The 18,697-nt window shown below is 60.0% G+C and carries 17 protein-coding genes; 3 read left to right on the plus strand and 14 right to left on the minus strand.

The window, feature by feature from the left end:
* Positions 1 to 92 precede the first annotated feature (92 nt).
* Entirely contained in the window at positions 93 to 455 is a 363-nt protein-coding gene (locus ACR9ZN_RS03985) for a hypothetical protein (RefSeq protein WP_454817684.1), read from the plus strand.
* A gap of 148 nt (positions 456 to 603) precedes the next feature.
* On the opposite strand, the gene ACR9ZN_RS03990 is transcribed toward ACR9ZN_RS03985, so the two are convergent.
* Positions 604 to 1,119: a L,D-transpeptidase family protein gene (locus ACR9ZN_RS03990; RefSeq protein ID WP_481271425.1), complete on the minus strand. Its 516-nt coding sequence runs from the start codon at positions 1,117 to 1,119 to the stop codon at positions 604 to 606.
* A 91-nt stretch (positions 1,120 to 1,210) separates the two neighbouring features.
* The gene (lysA, locus tag ACR9ZN_RS03995; RefSeq protein WP_481271426.1) at positions 1,211 to 2,536 is read right to left on the minus strand and encodes a diaminopimelate decarboxylase; all 1,326 of its coding nucleotides are present in this window, start codon (positions 2,534 to 2,536) and stop codon (positions 1,211 to 1,213) included.
* Between the two features lie 128 nt (positions 2,537 to 2,664).
* Here lysA and ACR9ZN_RS04000 point away from each other — a divergent pair, with 128 nt between their 5' ends.
* Positions 2,665 to 3,585, plus strand: a complete 921-nt coding sequence (locus ACR9ZN_RS04000; RefSeq protein ID WP_481271427.1) for a LysR family transcriptional regulator — start codon at positions 2,665 to 2,667, stop codon at positions 3,583 to 3,585.
* A 425-nt stretch (positions 3,586 to 4,010) separates the two neighbouring features.
* Entirely contained in the window at positions 4,011 to 4,892 is an 882-nt protein-coding gene (locus tag ACR9ZN_RS04005; protein WP_481271950.1) for a polysaccharide deacetylase family protein, read from the plus strand.
* 132 nt (positions 4,893 to 5,024) lie between these two features.
* Here ACR9ZN_RS04005 and ACR9ZN_RS04010 read toward each other — a convergent pair whose 3' ends face one another.
* From ACR9ZN_RS04010 to tssC, 12 genes are all read right to left on the minus strand, one after another.
* The gene (locus ACR9ZN_RS04010) at positions 5,025 to 5,861 is read right to left on the minus strand and encodes a peptidoglycan-binding domain-containing protein (RefSeq protein WP_434960599.1); all 837 of its coding nucleotides are present in this window, start codon (positions 5,859 to 5,861) and stop codon (positions 5,025 to 5,027) included.
* Between the two features lie 79 nt (positions 5,862 to 5,940).
* Positions 5,941 to 6,780 (minus strand): hypothetical protein, encoded by an 840-nt coding sequence (locus ACR9ZN_RS04015; protein ID WP_481271428.1) that lies wholly within the window; start codon positions 6,778 to 6,780, stop codon positions 5,941 to 5,943.
* A gap of 211 nt (positions 6,781 to 6,991) precedes the next feature.
* The gene (locus ACR9ZN_RS04020; protein WP_454817671.1) at positions 6,992 to 7,909 is read right to left on the minus strand and encodes a hypothetical protein; all 918 of its coding nucleotides are present in this window, start codon (positions 7,907 to 7,909) and stop codon (positions 6,992 to 6,994) included.
* 19 nt (positions 7,910 to 7,928) lie between these two features.
* Positions 7,929 to 8,288 (minus strand): hypothetical protein, encoded by a 360-nt coding sequence (locus ACR9ZN_RS04025; RefSeq protein WP_481271429.1) that lies wholly within the window; start codon positions 8,286 to 8,288, stop codon positions 7,929 to 7,931.
* 390 nt (positions 8,289 to 8,678) lie between these two features.
* Positions 8,679 to 9,578, minus strand: coding sequence for a hypothetical protein (locus ACR9ZN_RS04030; RefSeq protein WP_481271430.1), 900 nt, complete (start codon positions 9,576 to 9,578; stop codon positions 8,679 to 8,681).
* 7 nt (positions 9,579 to 9,585) lie between these two features.
* The gene (locus ACR9ZN_RS04035) at positions 9,586 to 9,975 is read right to left on the minus strand and encodes a peptidoglycan-binding domain-containing protein (RefSeq protein WP_454817665.1); all 390 of its coding nucleotides are present in this window, start codon (positions 9,973 to 9,975) and stop codon (positions 9,586 to 9,588) included.
* A 68-nt stretch (positions 9,976 to 10,043) separates the two neighbouring features.
* Entirely contained in the window at positions 10,044 to 12,677 is a 2,634-nt protein-coding gene (gene tssH, locus ACR9ZN_RS04040; RefSeq protein ID WP_481271431.1) for a type VI secretion system ATPase TssH, read from the minus strand.
* 5 nt (positions 12,678 to 12,682) lie between these two features.
* Positions 12,683 to 13,711 carry a type VI secretion system baseplate subunit TssG gene (gene tssG, locus ACR9ZN_RS04045; protein ID WP_434960595.1) on the minus strand — a complete coding sequence of 343 codons (1,029 nt, stop codon included), beginning with the start codon at positions 13,709 to 13,711 and terminating at the stop codon, positions 12,683 to 12,685.
* Positions 13,708 to 15,672 carry a type VI secretion system baseplate subunit TssF gene (tssF, locus tag ACR9ZN_RS04050; RefSeq protein ID WP_454817661.1) on the minus strand — a complete coding sequence of 655 codons (1,965 nt, stop codon included), beginning with the start codon at positions 15,670 to 15,672 and terminating at the stop codon, positions 13,708 to 13,710. Before tssF ends, tssG begins: the two co-directional genes overlap by 4 nt.
* A gap of 4 nt (positions 15,673 to 15,676) precedes the next feature.
* Positions 15,677 to 16,231, minus strand: a complete 555-nt coding sequence (locus ACR9ZN_RS04055) for a type VI secretion system baseplate subunit TssE (RefSeq protein ID WP_481271432.1) — start codon at positions 16,229 to 16,231, stop codon at positions 15,677 to 15,679.
* A 324-nt stretch (positions 16,232 to 16,555) separates the two neighbouring features.
* Entirely contained in the window at positions 16,556 to 17,044 is a 489-nt protein-coding gene (locus tag ACR9ZN_RS04060; RefSeq protein ID WP_454817658.1) for an Hcp family type VI secretion system effector, read from the minus strand.
* Between the two features lie 119 nt (positions 17,045 to 17,163).
* Complete coding sequence (tssC, locus tag ACR9ZN_RS04065) at positions 17,164 to 18,657, minus strand: type VI secretion system contractile sheath large subunit (protein WP_454817656.1); 1,494 nt, start codon at positions 18,655 to 18,657, stop codon at positions 17,164 to 17,166.
* Positions 18,658 to 18,697 lie beyond the last annotated feature (40 nt).

The following is an 18,697-nucleotide window of genomic DNA, read 5'->3' on the forward strand; positions in this document are numbered from 1 at the left end:
CAAAATTGCCACCTGACGGGCAAACGATCGAACGCTTCTTGTGCGAGACTTGACGAAGATGATCCCTGACCATCTTCCGGAAAGGAGACATCATGTACAAGCTTCTGCCCGCAACGCTCGCACCGATCGTCCTGGCTGCCGGCATTGCCACCAGCCTTGCCCAACCCGCGACCAATCCGCCGGATTCGCCCGATGACGGCGTTATCGAGCGGTCTCCCGGCGAGATCAGAACGGTGACGGTCTCCACTCTTGACGAGCTGTCGATTCCTCAGCGGGTCATGGTCAATCAGCAGATTGCCCAAACAGGCCCGAACGAGCTGCAGCGCATGAGGAAGGTCATCGCCGATACACCCCGCCTGCAAGCCGCGCTGGAAGATCATGGCGCGGCGCCGTCCTCGGTGATCGCGATGATATTCGATGACACGAACGAGGTGACGCTGGTTATCGCCTCGTAAATGGCCTTGGTCCACGGCATGTTTGCCCTGGTTTTCGAGATCTCGGTTGTCCTGTCTGAACACTCGGGCACCGCAGACTGAACCGAGGTCTAATTGATCTTCGCGCCTTTGGCTCGGACAATCTGGCGCTGATTTGCCAGCTCCTTTGTCAGTCGTCTGCCTGGAAACAGAGCCGCGTTCCAGGTCTCGCCATTGCGAGGAATGCCAGCAGATCTTCACGCCTCATCGAGGCGCAGCCGGCGGTGGGGCCGTATCCCTCGCTGGCAATATGAAGGAAGATCGCACTGCCTTCGCCGGGAACGACCGGCGCATCGTTCTGACCGAGAACCACGACGATGTCGTAAAGATCATCGCGGCGCCACATCTCTTCGTGGCTGGCGTCGAACGGGAGCCGGACCGGGCGGTTATAGTCGGGATGATCGGGCGCATCGCACCAGCCGTCCTGCGGATCGATGGCCGTCGTTTCGAAAACGGATACCGGGGCGGCCGGGAATTTATCGGCGCGATAAAGCACCCGGCGGATCGGCCAGCAGCCGACCGGGCTGACGCCGTCGCCCTCGGTCTTCTCTCGGTGGATGCCGCTACGACCGACAGCCGCGCGCCAAACCTGGTCTGCATAGACAGCCTGCCAGCTTTCGCCACTGCGCTTCACGATCAAGTCCAAACGCGCCTCCTTCAAGATACAAGCGGGAAATGGCAGCTCACCACCCCACCACCCTCGACCAGGAGACACCACGCCGACACGATCGGCGACTTTATCCTGCCTGGGTGGTATTCTGCCATGGCCCGGCCTGCTCATGGGCCAAGACATCCGAAATGTCGACCCTGCGCCGGATGAGCCTGAACACTTCGCCGTCGATCAAAACCTCGGGTACCATATCGCGTGAATTATAGGTCGAAGACATCGAAGCGCCATAGGCTCCGGCATTGTCGAATACCACAAGGTCACCGCTCTGGATCTGCCCCAGCGTCCGGTATTTGCCGAAGACATCGGAGCTTTCGCAAATTGGACCGACAAGAAGGCTCGGCCGTGCATCCGCATCGGCCCGCGGATCGTGTACCGTCAGTGCAGGATGGCGAGCATCGTACAATGCCGGCCGCATGAGATCATTCATCGCGGCATCCAGAACGACGATGGAAACGCCCGCTCCATCCTTGACGTAGAGAACCTCGGTAACCAGCGCCCCAGCCCTGCCGACGAGCCAACGGCCCGGCTCGACATTGAGCGCGCAACCCAGGCCAGCCACCGTCTGCTTGATGATCGCGGCATATTCAGCAAGATCGGGGCCATCGCATACGTCGTCCCCGATACCCAGCCCTCCGCCCAGATCCAAACGCTCGACCGACAGGCCTCTGGAACGCAGGTCACGCACGAGTTCAGCCATGACAGTCCAGGCGTCGCGGAAGGGAGAGAGATCAAGGATTTGCGAGCCGATATGCACGGCCAGCCCCACCATATGCAGCTCGGCGCGAGAAGAGGCTGCGGCATAAAGGGCCGGGATGTCATCGATGGCAATGCCGAACTTGCTATCTTTTCTGGCTGTCGTGATCTTGGCGTGGGTCATGGCATCGACGTCGGGATTGACGCGCAACGCCACGGGCGCACGCAGGCCCATTTCACACGCGACCGAGGCTACGGCTTCAAGCTCGGCAGGGCTTTCGACATTGATCTGATGCAAACCAGCGGCCAGCGCCTGGCGGATTTCCGCACGGGTCTTGCCCACCCCCGAGAAGATGATGCGGGAGGCAGGAACCCCGGCAGCCAATGCTCGCGTCAGCTCACCCCCGGAAACGATATCCATTCCGCACCCGAGCTGGGCGAATTCCTTCAGGACGCTCAGGTTTCCGTTGGCCTTGACTGCGAAACAGACACGCGCTCCCAAGGGCGCAATCGCCTCAGACAACTCGGCATAGGCCTGTCGCAGCGTCGAGGCGGAATAGCAGTAAAATGGCGTGCCTACCGTCCTGGCGATATCGCTCAGCGCGACGCTTTCGCCATACAGCGCGCCGTCTCGCCGGGCGAGCCAACGCGGTGGCCTGTCGGTGGTGGCAGGAGGAGCGATCTCAATAATATCGGTCATGATGGCGTACAGCACTCTGTTCGTGTCGCGAAGCCATTACAAATCGCCACCGGATTGTGAAATGCTTCATTCGCACCCCTTATTCATTCTCGATATATAGATATCGGTCGGGGACAATGGGGTGGAACATGAATTTGAGCCTGCGCCAAATCGATATCTTCAATGCGGTCATGGTCAATAAGAGCGTTACCGCTGCCGCGGCGCGGCTGGGTAGCTCACAACCGACCCTCAGCCGTGAAATCCGTGAAATGGAGCAACGTATCGGCTTCGACCTGTTTCAGCGTTTCGGCAAAAGGCTGACACCGACCGAACAGGCAATCCTGCTGCATGAAGTCGTCTTGCGTTCCTTTATCGGGCTTGACGAAATCAACCGTGCCGCTTCCGCGATCCGAACCCGCAACGCGGCGAATTTCCGCATCGCCAGCATTCCAGCCTATGCGGAATCCATCATTCCCCGCGCAATCCGGCTCCTTGTGAAAACCCGTCCCCCTGTCCATTTCTCTATCCATTCGCATGAGGAACATTCGCTGCGCCACGAGATGACAACACAGGTTTTCGATCTTGGCCTGGCCGAAAATCTATTTGGCCCCGAAGAGGCGACGACCGAGACCATCCCGGTAGGGGATATGGTCTGCGTTCTGCCGAACAATCATGCACTGGCAATGCATGAGGCGCTTTCGCCGACGGATTTCTCCGGGCAGCCCTTTATCTATTTCGGTCAGAACGATCCCTATCGCCACAAGCTTGACCATGTCTTCCTCGCTGGTGGCGTAGCCCGCAACTATGCCGCGGAGACGACCACGGCCGCCAGTGTTTGCGCAATGGTAGCGGCGGGAGTCGGAGTTTCTGTCATCAATCCCTTGACGGCTGCCAGCTACACGGGTCGTGACGTGATGTTCCGCCGCCTGACGGTTTCGGTACCCTACAGCCTGTCAGTCTGGCGTCCACTACGCAGCAAGCGCGCCGTCCAGGCTGAAAAATTCGTCGTCGCCCTGCGCCAGGCCTCCACTGAAATGTCGGTAGAGCTGCAACGGATTTTGGAACCCTAGATGTGGTCTCGCGGTGCAAGAATGCGAATTGGCTTTGAGGATTGACGCCTTCCTCTTCAGGGCCCACATGCCCGGCAGCCTCACCGATAGTCGGCAAGATCGGCCTGCGGAAACCCGGGATAGTGCCGGGCCATTCTCATCGGGCCAACGGCGCGATGGCCGTATCCGTGATTGCCACGCCTGGGGCCGGTTCCTGCACCCCACAGACCGCGCATGTTTTGTGGCCGTGCCATGACAAACGGAATCATGGCTGTGGCTTTTTCCCTCGAAAGGCCTTTTGATCGATCTGCGAGGTCCTATGCCAAGAGGCAATGAAAATGCCTCTTGGTTCCGTCCCACGATTTTCGCCAGATCTTTGATTGGGTGTCGAAAATCGTGAAGTGTTCAAGTCTCGTATGTGTCGGAATGGTCGAGACTTGGTATTGGTGAGGTTCAAGGCAGTGTCACGTATCTGGAAGGGCAGTTCGAAGCAAAGGCATGGCAAAAGCCCGCACCGGATATGCATAGGCATGCTGACTTTCCTCGCGGCCTTGTCATGGATATTGCCGAGCCGCCCCGCCTCTGCCGGTCATCAGAGGCATGAAACACAGGCCCTGATACCTTGCGTGGCGCTAACCTTCGATGACGGGCCGGACGCGACGTTGACACCTCACCTTCTCGATATTCTGGCACGTGAGAAGGTGCACGCGACATTCTTCGTGGTCGGCAAACGACTGGCTTACTCGCCCGGCCTGGTACGACGCATGTTTCTTGAAGGCCATGAGATTGGCAACCACACATTCGACCACCGGGCGCTCACCGAACTGACAGATGGCGAAGCCATCGCCGAAGTGGAAATGACGGACGAAGCCATCATGGCGGAAACGGGCCATAGGCCCGATGTTCTGCGCCCACCTTGGGGTAAGATCGATGCTCGTATCGAGACCGCATTGCGTGGCGCTGGCCTATGGCGCCAAATAGTCTTCTGGAACTTCGACTCCTTCGATTGGCTGGACGACGAAGCGCCCCTGACCAAGCTGATCGGCGCCGGTGCACCGGCAGGTGCTGTCATCTTGATGCATGATATCCATGCCAGCACCATCGAGGCCGTGCCAGACATCATCCACACCCTCAAGATGCGAGGCTTCCGGTTTGCCACGGTTGGTCAACTGCAGGCATGTCGGCACGGGACCGACCCCGCCACCGTATCGGCAGCGCCTTTTGTGCGGCCTGCACCGTCTCATGACTGGTCGCATGGCGCCTTCGCCCATGTCATGGATAGCATCGCCCCCTTGGAGGAATATCTCGCTCACCGGCTCGGCTCCTGATCGAGAGGCTCCAGATCCTCCCATGCGCCCGTCGCCTGGGAGCATTGAGGGATATTGTCATGGTACCGCTTCCAGAGCGGCGGACCATTGAAGGCGCCGTGCACACCGTCACCCTCGTTCCACTCACATGCATCAAACCGCGCGGCAAACCGGTGAGCTGCGGATTTGCTTTAGCTGCTTTTCGGTCAGCGCCAATGGCGTCGGCCCGTTGCTCGATGTTGCGAACATCAGGTTGCGCGTGCTGCCCGAATGCACGGGTGAGAAAGAACTCGTCAGCATGACGTGGCCGATCTCGTGCGCCGGATCCCAACGCGAGCAATCATGCGTGACGGCGCAGGCTGGCTTGCCGATGGCATGGCCGCCGCAGCCCAGCACGTTATTCTCCTGGAACCTGTTGACGAAGAACAGCTTCACGTCGCTGACGGGAACCGGGGTTCCAAGAGCGTGAAGCTCTGCGAACTCGCCCGAATCCATCTGCCAGGTGCAGTTCTGACCCACCACGTTGAAGCGGTTCTCTTCCTCCTGCGTCAGGCCGAGCGACTCGCCGGAGGCGAAGAAGATCTCGATGCCATATTGGGCGTAGACGGCCTGAGCACTCGACAGGATGCGCTCGAACGGCACGTCGCTCAGGGCCAGCGAACGGAAATGCACTTTCACACGGTGCTTGAATCCGCCAATCTGCTTGTCGATCTCGCGGATGGTCGCCTGCCCCAGCTTGCCATCGTCGACGAGAGGCGGGTTGCGCCGCTGGAACGCCTTCACCACCGATTCCGTCTCGATGCCGTAGACCCCATCGGGGCTGTAATCCTGGCTCTGGGTCGAGACCGGCATGGCGAAGCCGAGATCGATCAAGGCCATCTGCAGGAGATGGACATGACGGCCGGACATGCCGCGCAACAGAACGTCGTTGCCGGCCTCGATGCGCTGCAGAGAGGGTTCATTCTTGAAACGAACTGATGTCAAAGCCATGATGGCTTTCCTTTTCGCTGTCTGCTTGACGATGTTTCCGAATAATTCCAAGCACTATCCAGGTCTTCGATATGGAAGATCATGACCATCCATGCGGCTCTTCATCATTTGGGCGCATGAATATGTATCTGAAGGAATCAACCGGCTTGACGTTGCTTCTGGCTGCCCAACCGATACCATAGGCCTTTTCCGGCCCCTGGATGATGGAATAGGCCTTCGCTTCCTTCGAATAGTGGACTTCCTCGCCGCCATACCAGCCCCATTCGACCAGTTGGATGTTCGCTGTCGAACCGCTGACGGTGCAGGAGTCGATCAGGGCGATATGCTCATAGGGTGAGGCCGCACAATGGGTGACGACCACATCGCCCTGCTGGATATCCTCGATCCTGGTCCGGCGCCGGGCGGTCGAGGCATAGGCATCGATGGAGGCAGAGGGGCTGCCGCCATAATAGTTGCCGACCAGCCCGTTGCAGTCGAGCGTGATGAAATCCGTCGCATAGGCCTGGGCCGTCGCCCGGGCGCAGGGCTGTCCCGCAACATCCTTGCCAGTGCCGACACGGCCGATCGCATAAGCGAGGCGGAGCGTATCGATGATCTCGTCGGGGCTGCCCTTGCCGACAAAGGCCTGGATGAAGGTGGTGGCGTAGAAGTCCTCGGTCGGCTGGATCAGGCCAAGCGGCTGCTGGTCGAAGAAGAACTTGGTCCCGCACGGCTTGTTGACATTGCCATGGTGAGCCATTCGGAGCGCCGCCGCGAAGGCCGCGTGCTCGCGCTGCATCACCTGGCCGGTGCCGGCTTTGCCGTTTCGGAAGTCCCAGCCCGAGCCATACATGCTGATGCCGGCCGAGATCAGCTCATTGTTGAGTGGGCTGTAGAACTTCAGATAGGTGTATCGGTCCAGATATTCTTTAGGCGTCACGTCGGCTCCCTGCGATCGATGGACTGAAAAATACTTTCAGCTCAACTGATATGCGCTAGAATAGGTGTATCGATATCTGATCTTACTCTCTCAGTACCGACCGCACATCCTACGAATAAGGGATGGGCAACGGCCTGATCGATGCTTTACGGAACGCCTCACAAGGTCGAGAACATATCGCTGCCATCGCGTCGATTGCACGCCGTTACAACTAGAGGAAGAAATCTCTAGGTACCGAGGAGAGGCGTACGGCGTGCTCATCCTTGCGATCGGACTTGAGCGCGCGTATGTGGCGGTTAAGTATCACGCTGGCGCGGAAATTGTAGGGCTCGCCGTTGACGAAAGATTTGTCGAACATTTTGTGGTACCGGGCCTCGGCAGGCAGTCCTTCCCTGAACTGGCCGAGAGAAATGGCGCCAACAAATTGGCGAAGCAACGTTTTGCCGTTATTGCTCCAACGGTAGACGAACGACAGATCAATGGTCCAAAGCGAGTGGCCGAGGATCTGCGGCTCAGTGAAAATGCGGGAATCTTCGACCGCGAGCACGCAGCATATCTCACGCTTGTCGGATATGCGGCGCAGGAAATTGTCGGCATTGGTCGCGCCATTCCCGATAACGGCGGGCACTCGCATGCCGGGGGCGTCAACTGTGCCGGGAGTGTCGAGGGGGGCGGCAGGCCCGAGTTTGATCATTCCGCGTGAGCGGAAATATGTGAACCGCTCCTCCTTCACTCTGGTCCATGGGCGCTGATCGAGAGGGGTATCTTGGTGACTGTCGGTGAACACGGGCTCCCTATCGCGGAGGTCGAAGGCCGAGACCACCACCGAACCCGCGTTGGAGCGTGTGCCAGCGTACTCGACCACGCATTCGCGTACCTTTAGCGCCTGTGCGAAACCAAACGACCAGTCTTCACGGCCGAGGTTCTCGAAGCTGATCTGGCCAACGGCGATACTGGCGTCAGCGCGGATCGACGGCAAGATCGCGTTACCCGGATTGATAAAACTAACCGATGTACTAACGTGTTCCAGATCAACTTCCAATTGACTCGACGGGACTGTAGTGTCCTCAACCTTGGTCGTTACGTCCGACCAGCTGATTGGTGTCTCCAGGAAACTCGTTTTAATCATATTTTCCCCCAACCTGTGTCTAAAATACGCGCGCATTCCTACGGAAATTCTCACCTGGCAGGCGGCGTTGCAGATCGAGCATGTCTTTGTCCAGACGCACAATGGTCATTTTTCCGACTATATTATCGGCGGTGCGCTGGTAGGTGTAGTTGACAATCTCGCGGGCTCGCTTGTAGGAGAGCACCGCTGCCGCGGTCGTGTCGCCGTAGAGACGTTCGCTGATTTCCCCTTCATCGATCCGGGCGGCGTCAATGGCGACCAGTGCGCGCTGGATGCGAGCTACTGCATCGCCCCGGCAGCCTGGCGTTACATGAGCGGAATCCTTGACCGCACAATCCTGCAGGGCGGGGCAATCGCGAAACAATTCAGAAGAAAGCATTACTCTGCCCTCGACAGTATTGCTTGACTAGTGAAACTCAAGCTTGCAGATTTTATATGTTGCAGTACGAGAGCTTGACCGTCGCGCCGCCCCCTAAATGGGGGATACGGGGCATGGTCCTGTGCGATGTTCTGGTGGGATGTTGTACTGTAGGCATTCTTGCGGATCGCGCTCGGGAGTGCGGTCAGGACACAGTCCGGAAAATGGAAATGCTCCCTGGCGGGATCGAGACGGCTCGAGAGTTGAAAAGGCCTTGAAATAGCGTAGATGAGGTCGCCTGGCTTGATGTCGAAAGCCATGTCAGATCGCTCCGATAACTCTCAATATTGTGGCCAGCGGCTCGTAGTTTCGAACTGACGCTGGTAGCGTTTAATTTCAGAACAATTGAGATTAAGGATCCCAATAACTCTCATGCGGGAACACTTGTGCCGTTTCAGAAGTATTATACTGAATATTCGGACTATTTTTCCGATTGAGAATGGCTTCATTGCAAATAATGTTCGAAATGACATTTGCCTTGATCGTAGCTTCAAATTCGGCATCCCTGCCAAAAACGACGGTGCTCGCGCCCGCCGGAACGATCGATGCCCGATCCGTGGTGAGTTCCGGCTGCAAGGCTTTCCACTTCACGCCTGTGACCCGCCGGTAGGTCCAATGCCAACTCTCCAGCATTTCCCTGGATCCGTCTTGGTGGACAAAGGTCGCGATCGTCTCGAATTGATGCAGCAGTGACAGGGAGTAGAGGTAGTTGAACTTTTTCGTAGCGGAATTGAATTCCAACAGCGAGACGCGCTCCGACGGAGAATCTCCCAGTTTGGCTATCAATTTGTTCGGCGTTATGCGCTCGTTCACCTCATCGCCAAATTGAAAGGGTGCCGACGTTCTTGCCGCATCCGGAATGCCGTTGCTATCGAACGGCACTCGTGCATCGACGGTGCGCTGCAGGATACGTCCCGCATAGCCCCAATTGACGCCGCCTTCCTCTGCTCGCTTGCCGAAATAGGTTACGGTGAAGCGCTGAACCGTCAGCATCTGGATGAAGCGCAGCTTGCACGCCATTGCGACATCGGAAGGCGCACCGGAAACGATGCCGACGGCCTTCATCTTGAGGCCATGCTCCTCGAATGCCGGTATGGCATCGGTGTTCATATGAGTGGTCTTGCAATGCAGCTTGCCTAGTGTCGCGGCTTGCTTGCTGAATTCCAAAACGGAAGGCGTGAACGCCTTCGCCTCGACCTTCTCCCAGGTCAGATCTATCTCCAGGCCATTGCGCAGTTTGTAGAGTGCCATGGCTGACCTACGTCACGAAGTTGCGGCGACGCGACATCGGCAAAACGCGGTCGCCCAAATCCACGGCTCTCGCCTCCAGCTCAGTATGCTCCTCAAGGATATTGTTCTCTTGGATTAATCGATCCAGAACGCCGAGCGTTTTGGCGCCGACGATGCCGTCGGTCTTGAGTGCGTATTTGCGCTGGAAGGCTTCGACATGACGCTTGGTCTCGTCTCCGAAGATACCGTCGAATTTTCGGTTTTTGAAACTGATGTCGAAACGATGGCCGAGATCGCTCAGCAATTCCTGCACCACGGCTACGCCGGCGTGACTCTGGCCCTTCATCAGGGGCGACATATTCGCCGCCGCCTGCTGCAGCACTGGATGCCGCCCCAGCCTCCAAGATATCAACATCATGCCCCGCCCCCTCAGCAATGCGCGCGCCGGCCGTTCCGTGTGGGAACGCCGGACGGTACGCGCGACAGTTAAGTAACCATATAGTGAAACTGCCCTTCCTCCACCCCGACGCTGGCCTCCTCGATCTGCTTTCCCGCAATGGCCTTGCCGAGAATCTGCTGCGACAGCGCCGGCAGCAGCGTGTTGGTGACAATGTTGTCGACCATGCGCCCGCCGGAGTCCGGGTCGTTGCATTGGGAAACGATCTTCTCCACCACGGCATCGTCGTAGCTGAAACGGGCGCCGTGATTGTCACGAATACGCTTGCCGATGCGGTCGAGCTGCAGCCGCACGATGGCGCCCAGCATGTCGCCCGACAGCGGGTAATAGGGGATGGTGACGATGCGCCCCAGCAGCGCCGGCGGGAAGACCTGCAACAGATGCGGCTTGAGATCCACCGCCAGCGCCTCGGGTTCCGGCTTTTCCGAACCATTTGCCGCGGCATCCATGATCATGTCGGTGCCGGCATTGGTGGTGAGGATGATCAGCGTGTTCCTGAAATCGATGCGCCGGCCCGAGCCATCCTCCATCACGCCCTTGTCGAAGACCTGGAAGAAGATCTCGTGCACGTCGGGATGGGCTTTCTCCACTTCGTCGAGCAGCACCACGCTATAGGGCCGGCGGCGCACGGCCTCGGTGAGTCGGCCGCCTTCGCCATAGCCGACATAACCGGGTGGCGCGCCCTTCAGGGTGGAGACCGTATGCGCCTCCTGGAATTCCGACATGTTGATGGTGATCATGTTCTGCTCGCCGCCATAGAGCGCCTCGGCGAGCGCAAGCGCCGTCTCGGTCTTGCCGACGCCGGAGGGGCCGGCGAGCATGAAGACACCGATAGGCTTGTCGGGATTGTCGAGCTTGGCGCGGTTGGTCTGGATGCGCCGGGCGATCATCTTCAGGCCGTGATCCTGGCCGACCACGCGTTTGGCCAGAATCTCGCCGAGGTTGAGGATGGTTTCGACTTCGTCCTTCACCATGCGGCCGACCGGAATGCCGGTCCAGTCCGAGACCACCGAGGCCACGGGCTGCTCGTCGACATAAGGGTAGACCATGCGCTTTTCGGGATCGATCGCGGCGAGGTCCGCCATGATCCTGGTAAGCTTCTCGCGGGCAACCTCCACCCCCTCGCCACCTTCGACGATATCGCGGCGCGCGGCCATCAAGTCGGCGACGATGGCCTTCTCCTCGCCCCAGGCCTGCTCTAGCGCTACCAGCTTCTCCTTGGTGGCGACGATGAGCTGCGTCACCTCGCCGATACGCTTCTCGTCGGCATTGCCGACATCACGCTCACGCTCCAAAGCCTTCAGCTCGCGCTCGCTCGCCTCGATGGCGACGCGCACATCCTCGACGGCGGCCGGCGTCGCGTTCTGCGAGACCGCCACGCGCGCGGCGGCGGTGTCGAGCAGGCTGACCGCCTTGTCCGGCAGTTGGCGCGAAGGAATGTAACGGCTTGACAGCTTGACGGCGGCGACGACAGCGGCTTCAGAAATGTGGACGTTGTGGTGCTTTTCCATCGGCGCCAGCAGGCCGCGCATCATGTTGCAGCACTGCTCGATGCCGGGCTCGCCGACATTGATCGGCTGGAAGCGGCGGGTCAGCGCCGGGTCCTTCTCGATATGCTGGCGATATTCCGACCAGGTCGTCGCCGCGATCGTCCTGAGCGTGCCCCGGGCCAAAGCAGGCTTGAGCAGATTGGCGGCGTCCCCCGTGCCGGCCGCGCCGCCGGCGCCGATCAGCGTATGCGCCTCGTCGATGAACAGGATGACCGGAATCACCGAGGCCTGGACCTGGTCGATCACCGAGCGCAGGCGCTGCTCGAACTCGCCCTTCATCGAGGCGCCGGCCTGCATCAGGCCGATATCGAGCGCGTAGAGCTTGTTGCCCTTGAGCGGCGGCGGAACGTCGCCGGCCGCGATGCGTTGCGCAAAACCTTCGACCACCGCCGTCTTGCCGACACCGGCCTCGCCGGTCAGGATGGGATTGTTCTGCCGCCGCCGCATCAGCACGTCGATGACCTGGCGGATCTCTTCGTCGCGACCGACGATGGGATCCATCGTGCCGCTGGCGGCACGCTCGGTCAGATCGACGGCATAGCGATCGAGCGCAGCGGTACCCTTGGAGGCAGGGCCCCCTTCGCCGCCCGCCCCCTTCGCGACGGGGCCCGAGCCATCCATCGGACGCATATTCTCCTCGGCCGATTGCTGCCAGATCTTGCGGTGCTCATTGGTGAGCCGCTCGACATCGATCAGGCGGAACTGCTTGGAGAGACCATTGAGCGTGCGCGCCAGGCGCGACTCCTTCAGGATGGCGGTGAGCACATGTCCGGTCCGCACCTGGGTTTCGCCAAACATCAGCGTGGCGTAGTTCCAGCCCTGGCTGAGTGCATCGAAAATATCGTCGGAAAAGCCCGGCAGCTCGGTCTTGTTCATGGCAAAGCCGGCGGTGACGGCGCTGAGATCGGCCAGCAGCCGGCCACCGTCGAGCTTGAAATGGGCCACCGTCAAGGCAAGATCACTGCGGTCGGCCTGCAGCACCGCTTGCAGCCAATGCGCCAGTTCCAGATTGCGGTTGCCCGCGCCCTGGGCCAGGCGGAAGGCCTGCATGAAGCTGTCATAGCCGAGCGGATTGAGTTTGCCGGTGAGGACTTCAAGGCTGACGTCGGCCATGGCAACTACCCCTTGCTCGGTTTACGGCGGCGCTCGGCGCGGATCTCGGCCGGATGGAAATGGCAGTCCCAGCGCATGCGGTCGGATACGGCGTCGGGGCCCCCTTCCCTGCCCATCCAGCAGGTCCATCCCAGGCGGCCGAAACCGCCGAGCTGAGCGGGTTTGGTCTTGCTTTCCGCCAGGCCGAACTCGACGTCGTAGATGAAGGCTTCACCAAGATAGAAGCGGATGATATCCGCCAGCGGTTCAAAATGAAGGCCGTCGGGCAGGAAGGTCTCCAACTCGTCGAGATCGGCGACTTCCAGCCTGATGCGAAACTTGTCTCTGAGGCTGTAGGCCGAGCGGCCGATGATGCTGTCGACACCGAGCGCGCAACTGCCGGCCGCCAGCACCGCCTGCTCGCGCTCCTCGAGCGGCAGCCAGACTCCGACGAATTCCTGCACCTCGACTTTGGCGTCGAACAGCCAGCCGAGCATGCCCTCGATGCGCGAGGCGCTCTTGACCGCCGGGGCCATCAGGCCGGCCAGCGCCAGCTTGGAGAAATCATGGAGCCGGCCGCGCCCGCGCATGGCTGGCGTGCCGATGCCGATCATGGCGCCGAGATAGGTAAGGAACTGGTTTTCGTCCGGCCGGTCCGCCTGCACTGCCGGCCGGGCATTGGCCCAGGCCCGGAAGAACAATTGTTGGAAGCGGTTGTTGAAGATATCGAGGAAGCGCGCGAAGGCCACCTCGCGCATATTGGCCCAATGGGTCGCTTCATAACTGGTGTGCAGCGGCAGCGCGCCCTGCGGCCCCAGCATACCAAGGAAGCGGCTTTCCACTTCGGCAGGACCACCTTCCGAAGCGCCGATGCGACTGACATTGGCGTCGGAAAAATCGATATGGGGCTGCTGGCCCAGCTTCGCCACGGCCTCGGCCGAGGAGGCGCTTTCGCCGATGCGCGGCTTGGTGCCCGCCAGATGTTCGAGGCGACGCATGAGGTCGAGGAAATCGTAGTTCCCCGGTTCCTGCGGAAGGGAGGCAGGCCCACTCATAGCTGGGTCCGCCGCCCGAGCTGTGCCGGCCAGCGCATGATCTCACCGCGTTCGGTCGAGCGGATGACCGTCTCGACCACGTTGTTCAGGCCGACATATTCGGTAAGGAAGCGATCGAGGATGGCGCCGAGCACAAAGATGCCACTGCCCTCGAAATGTTTCTCGTCGAGTGTCACCGTGACTTCCAGCCCGCGTACGACGCCCGCGCCGGTTCGTTGACGGATGCGCCGGGTGATCGGCTTGCTGTCGACGGCGAGGATGCCCTGGATGCGCCTCTCGATAGCGGCGCTGCCGCGAGTGGCAAAGAGCGAGAGGATTTCGCGTAGCGATGCCGCCGAATCCCGCGTGCCATAGCCGGAGAGCCCGAAATGATTGAGGCTCAGCATGCTGATCAGCCGCCAAGCCGAGGTGCCGCCCGCGCCATGCTGGCCGCGCGCCTCGGGATCGGTCGCGATGGAATCGCGCGGCAAGGTCGGCCCGACCACGCAATCGACCCTCAACGTGGTCCTGTCTTCGAGAATGAAATCGGCGCCCCCCTGCCCGATAGGCAGATGCTCGGTGAGGTGGCGGTTCGAACACAGGGCCCGCAGACTGAGCTCGGCGACATGGAGGCCATCCGGCCTATCACGATGGTTGGTGAGCGTGACGAACATGTCGCTGCCGACATATTGTGTCGGCTGGGCATTGCGCCGCTCCTCCTGCGAGCGACGGCGCGGCAGGCGCCGCACGGTATAGAACATCGTCTCGGTGGTGGAGACGCCGAGCGGGGGCGCGGCATAGAGTGGAAACACCTCCATCTTGTCGCGACTACCGGTGACGTGGGCATGCATCCTGATCAGGCGGTGAGCTTCGAAATCGAGATGGCGCGAACGATCGGTGACGATGTGATATTCGTGCTCATTGTCTCTTATCGGCACGCGCGCCAGCTGCATCTCGAAGAGATTGGAGGCGGAGGCCGCGTATAGGGCAAAGCTGTCGGCCCTCACCACCGATTGCAGCCGGCTGTCTCCCTGCGCGAAAGCGATGACGATGTCGCAGCGATTGGTCCTGATCGCCGACAGGATGGGCTTGAGATTGGTCAGCTTGAAGCCGAGGAACTTCGCCGGCAGCACGAAATATTCACGCAGGAGATCAAAACCCCTGAACACCCGCCGATCGGAAGGAAACAGCGGCTCGTCGGGAGCAAACCCGATCTGGGTCAGACAGCTCTTGGGCAGCGGCACGATGACGGGGTCGCCGGCCTCGTCGAGATAGCGAAAATAGATGCCGGTGGCGGCGCCGAAGAGCTGCTCATAGAGCCTGATGGCATCGCTCTCATGGCCGATGAGATGGAAGGCCAGCTCATCGGCCCGGCAATTGGCAAACCAGCAGTCGGGCCGCTGTGCCACCTGCTTGTCGGTGGGCTCGGTAAGGCGGTCGGCGGCGGAGCGCCGCAGCAGGGAAAGCCGCAAGCCCGCCTGGCTGCTCGGGCTCGCTTCGATACCGAGCGCCTGCAACGTCGCCGGCCCGCTCAGGAATTCGGCCTGGCCGAGTTCGAACGGCCATAACGTGATCTCGCTGGCGAGGCGGTATTTACAGGCAATGCGGCGTTCCCGCTCGACGAAGCGCGCATCGGCATAGCAGCCGGCGGCGATCTTCATGCCGTCCTTGAGATTGGGATCGCCATAGGGCGGTTCCACCCGCAGCAGCGCCGCTGACGGTACCGGTGCCAGATAATCGGGCAGAAGCTGGTCGAGCAAATTGTCAGTGAACTCGGCATACTCATGCTTGAGCTTGAGCTGTACGCGGGAGGCCAGATAAGCGGTGCCTTCGAGCAGCCCCGCGATCATCGGATCCGTGTTGTTCTCTAAAAGCCCGCCCAGGCGCTCGGCTACGCCGGGAAATTCGACCGCGAACTGCTTGGCTTCCTCCTTGAGAATACCAAGCTCGCGATTGTAGAGTTCGAGGAATTCACGGTTCATGGCGTCACAATCCGAAGACTTTGATCTTGCCGCTCTCGACCTCGACGTCCGCCACGAACTCTACCGGAATATCGGCGGGTGTCGACACCATTTCGGCGCTGATATGAAGCTTCAGCTGTCCGGAAGCGCTGTCGTCGAGCGGTTCACTGGTTATGACCACCGAGCCTGGCACCAGCCGGCAATCATAAAGTTCCAGCCTCTGTTTGAGGAGATAGGCAACCCGCTGCGCCGCTTCCGGGCTGGCGACGATCGCGGTCAGATCCGGCACGCCGAAATTGAGGATCGAGGCAGCCACGGCGTCGCAGCCGTTGAGGTCCTCGATCGCCGCCAGCTCGACAGTGTTGAGCAAGGAGGCAAGATCTTCGCCGAGTTCAGAGCGCAGCACGACCTCCCCGACCGCCGAACGCGGCGAGGTACGCCGGCCGGCAATGACGCGCTCGCCCGCATCGTTGCGGGTGTCGATGGGCTTGGCGGCATCGCGCAGGCGAAAGGCCTCCCGAAAGGCATGCATGATGGGAGGTACGAAACGATCGCTCTTGGCGGCTCGGGAACGGGTCACATCGACTTCCACGCTCTGGAGCGTTTTGCGATTTGACGAAATGTAATTGCTTACGTGGGTCATCCCTGCCGCGACTTGCAAGGCAAGTCGCGGCAGGGATGACCAGGGGGTGAGCAATTACGACGAAATCGGCAAGAATCGCAAAGACGCTCAAGCCAATCCTTTGGACTGGCTTGGAAACAAAGAGTTAGAGTAAAGAAGCGTTCACCACGTAAACGCGCTTTGCTCTAGAGGCTGTTATGGACCGTGGTTGAGAAACGGTCCTTGCAGAGGCGGGCGGCCGTCACGCCTGTACGGCTGCCCGGTCCCTGATTGGGTCGAGGATTAAGAATCCTTGCCCGTAGCGACGTTGATGGTGAACTCGATCGGGCCGCCATCGGCGGCGCCTGCCTTGTCCTGGGGCTGGTATTCGTCGTGGATTTTTTCATAGGTGACGGAGAAGCTCTCCATCCCGCCGCCATCGGAGCCGCCGCTCTTCTGGTAGCTGGTAATGAAGCAATTGGTGAGCGTGATCGTGATATAAGTGAGCTTGTCGTCACCAGCTGCCTTGCGCGCAACGAGCTTCACTTCGTCGATATGATTGCCGAAGGCGCAATATTGGAAGATCGTCGTCGAAGCCTTGTCCACGGCCTTGGTGCAATGCAGATCCTGCAGGACCGACTTGCCCTTGCCGCCGCCAGTGCCGCTGCCGAAGGTCGAGGAGTTGGAGCCGCCGATGCTCCAGCTCAGCAACTCCATATAGCCATCGAGGCCCTCCTGCTGAGTTTCGCCCGTGATACCTTTGATATTCAGTAGTGCGTCAGATTGTGCCATTTTGCTCTCCTGTGCGTTGGTTGATCGGCCCTTGTTGCGATGGACATGGCCGTTCCACACGGACATGAGTCATCATTCGCTCGTCGGAGCGTTGGCGCAGGCCGGCTTCTTTCCTTTGGTTACCTCTGGCTACCGGGTAGTCTCGAGACGAGGCTGATACCGATATCCATTCCTTCGAGCTGGTAGTGCGGCCTCAGATAGAACCTTGCGCCGTAATAGCCGGGGTTCTCTTCGTCGGGGAACACATCGACCTTGGCCGCGGCCAGCGGTCTCTTGGCCTTGATCGCCTCGGTCGAATTCTTGGGATCGCCATCGACATAGCGATTGATCCAGGTCTGCAGCCATTTCTGCAGTTGTTCCTGCTCCATCGTGGCGCCGATCTTGTCCCGCACCATGCATTTTAGATAATGCGCAAAACGCGAGACCGCGAACATGTAAGGCAAGCGGGCCGAAAGGTTTTCGGAGGCCGTCGCCTCATCCGTATCCATCTTCCTGGGCTTGTAGAGCGACTGGGCCCCGATGAAGGCTGCCTTGTCGGTGTTCTTGCGATGGATCAGTGGCAGCACGCCCGATTTAGACAGCTCCGCCTCGCGCCGATCGCTGATGGCGATCTCGGTGGGGCATTTAAGATCGACGCCGCCATCGTCGGTCGGGAAAGTGTGCGTGGGCAGGTTGACGACTTCGCCGCCCGACTGCACGCCGCGAATACGCACCGTCCAGCCATATTCCTTGAAGGCGCGGTTGACATTCACAGCCATGGCATAGGCGGCGTTCATCCAGGCATACTTCGTGCCGTGATGGCCATCCGTATTTTCTTCGAAGGCGAATTCCTCCACCGGCTCCGACTTCGCACCATAAGGTTGGCGCGAGAGCACACGCGGCATGCACAGGCCGACATAGCGTGAATCGGGCTGGTCACGCAGCGAGCGGAAGGCGGCATAGTCGGGCGTATCGAAGATCTTGCCGATGTCGCGCGGATTGGAGAGTTCGTTCCAGCTATCCATGCCGAACAAGGCCGGATTGGCCGCCGCGAAGAAGGGCGCATGCGCCGAGGCCGCGATCTTGCTGATGTCGCGCAGCAGTTGCACGTCGGGCGGTGAATGGTCGAAATAATAGTCGCCGATCAGGGCGCCGTAGGGGTCGCCGCCCAGCTGTCCGTACTCGGCCTCGTAGAGCTTCTTGAAAATCGGGCTCTGGTCCCAGCGGGCGCCAGGATAGACTTTGAATTCGCGGAAAAGCTCCTCCTTCGACACGTTCATGAAGCGGATCTTCAGCGTGGTGTCGGTTTCGGAATTAAAGACGAGATAATTGAGGCCGCGCCAGGCACTCTCCAATTTCTGGAACTCGGGCGCATGGATGACTTCGTTGAGCTGGATCGAGAGCTGCTCGTCCAGCTTGGCGATCATTGACTCGATGGTATCAAGGACATCTTCCTTGACCAGCGAGGTATCTTCGAGCGCCTGGCGGACCAGGGTGTTGACGGCGTTTTCGACCTCGCTGGCTGCGCTGTCGTTGCGCGGTTTGAAGCTCTTGCGCAGCAGGCTGGAGAAGGTCTCCAGATCACGGGTTTCGGTCGCGGGAAGGGTCTGTGGGGTAGCAGTTGTTTCGGCCATATGGCTGAACTCCTGACTTGATCTTCTGGCTTGGTCTACT

It is taken from the genome of Labrys sp. HAY1-8F, assembly GCF_056754975.1.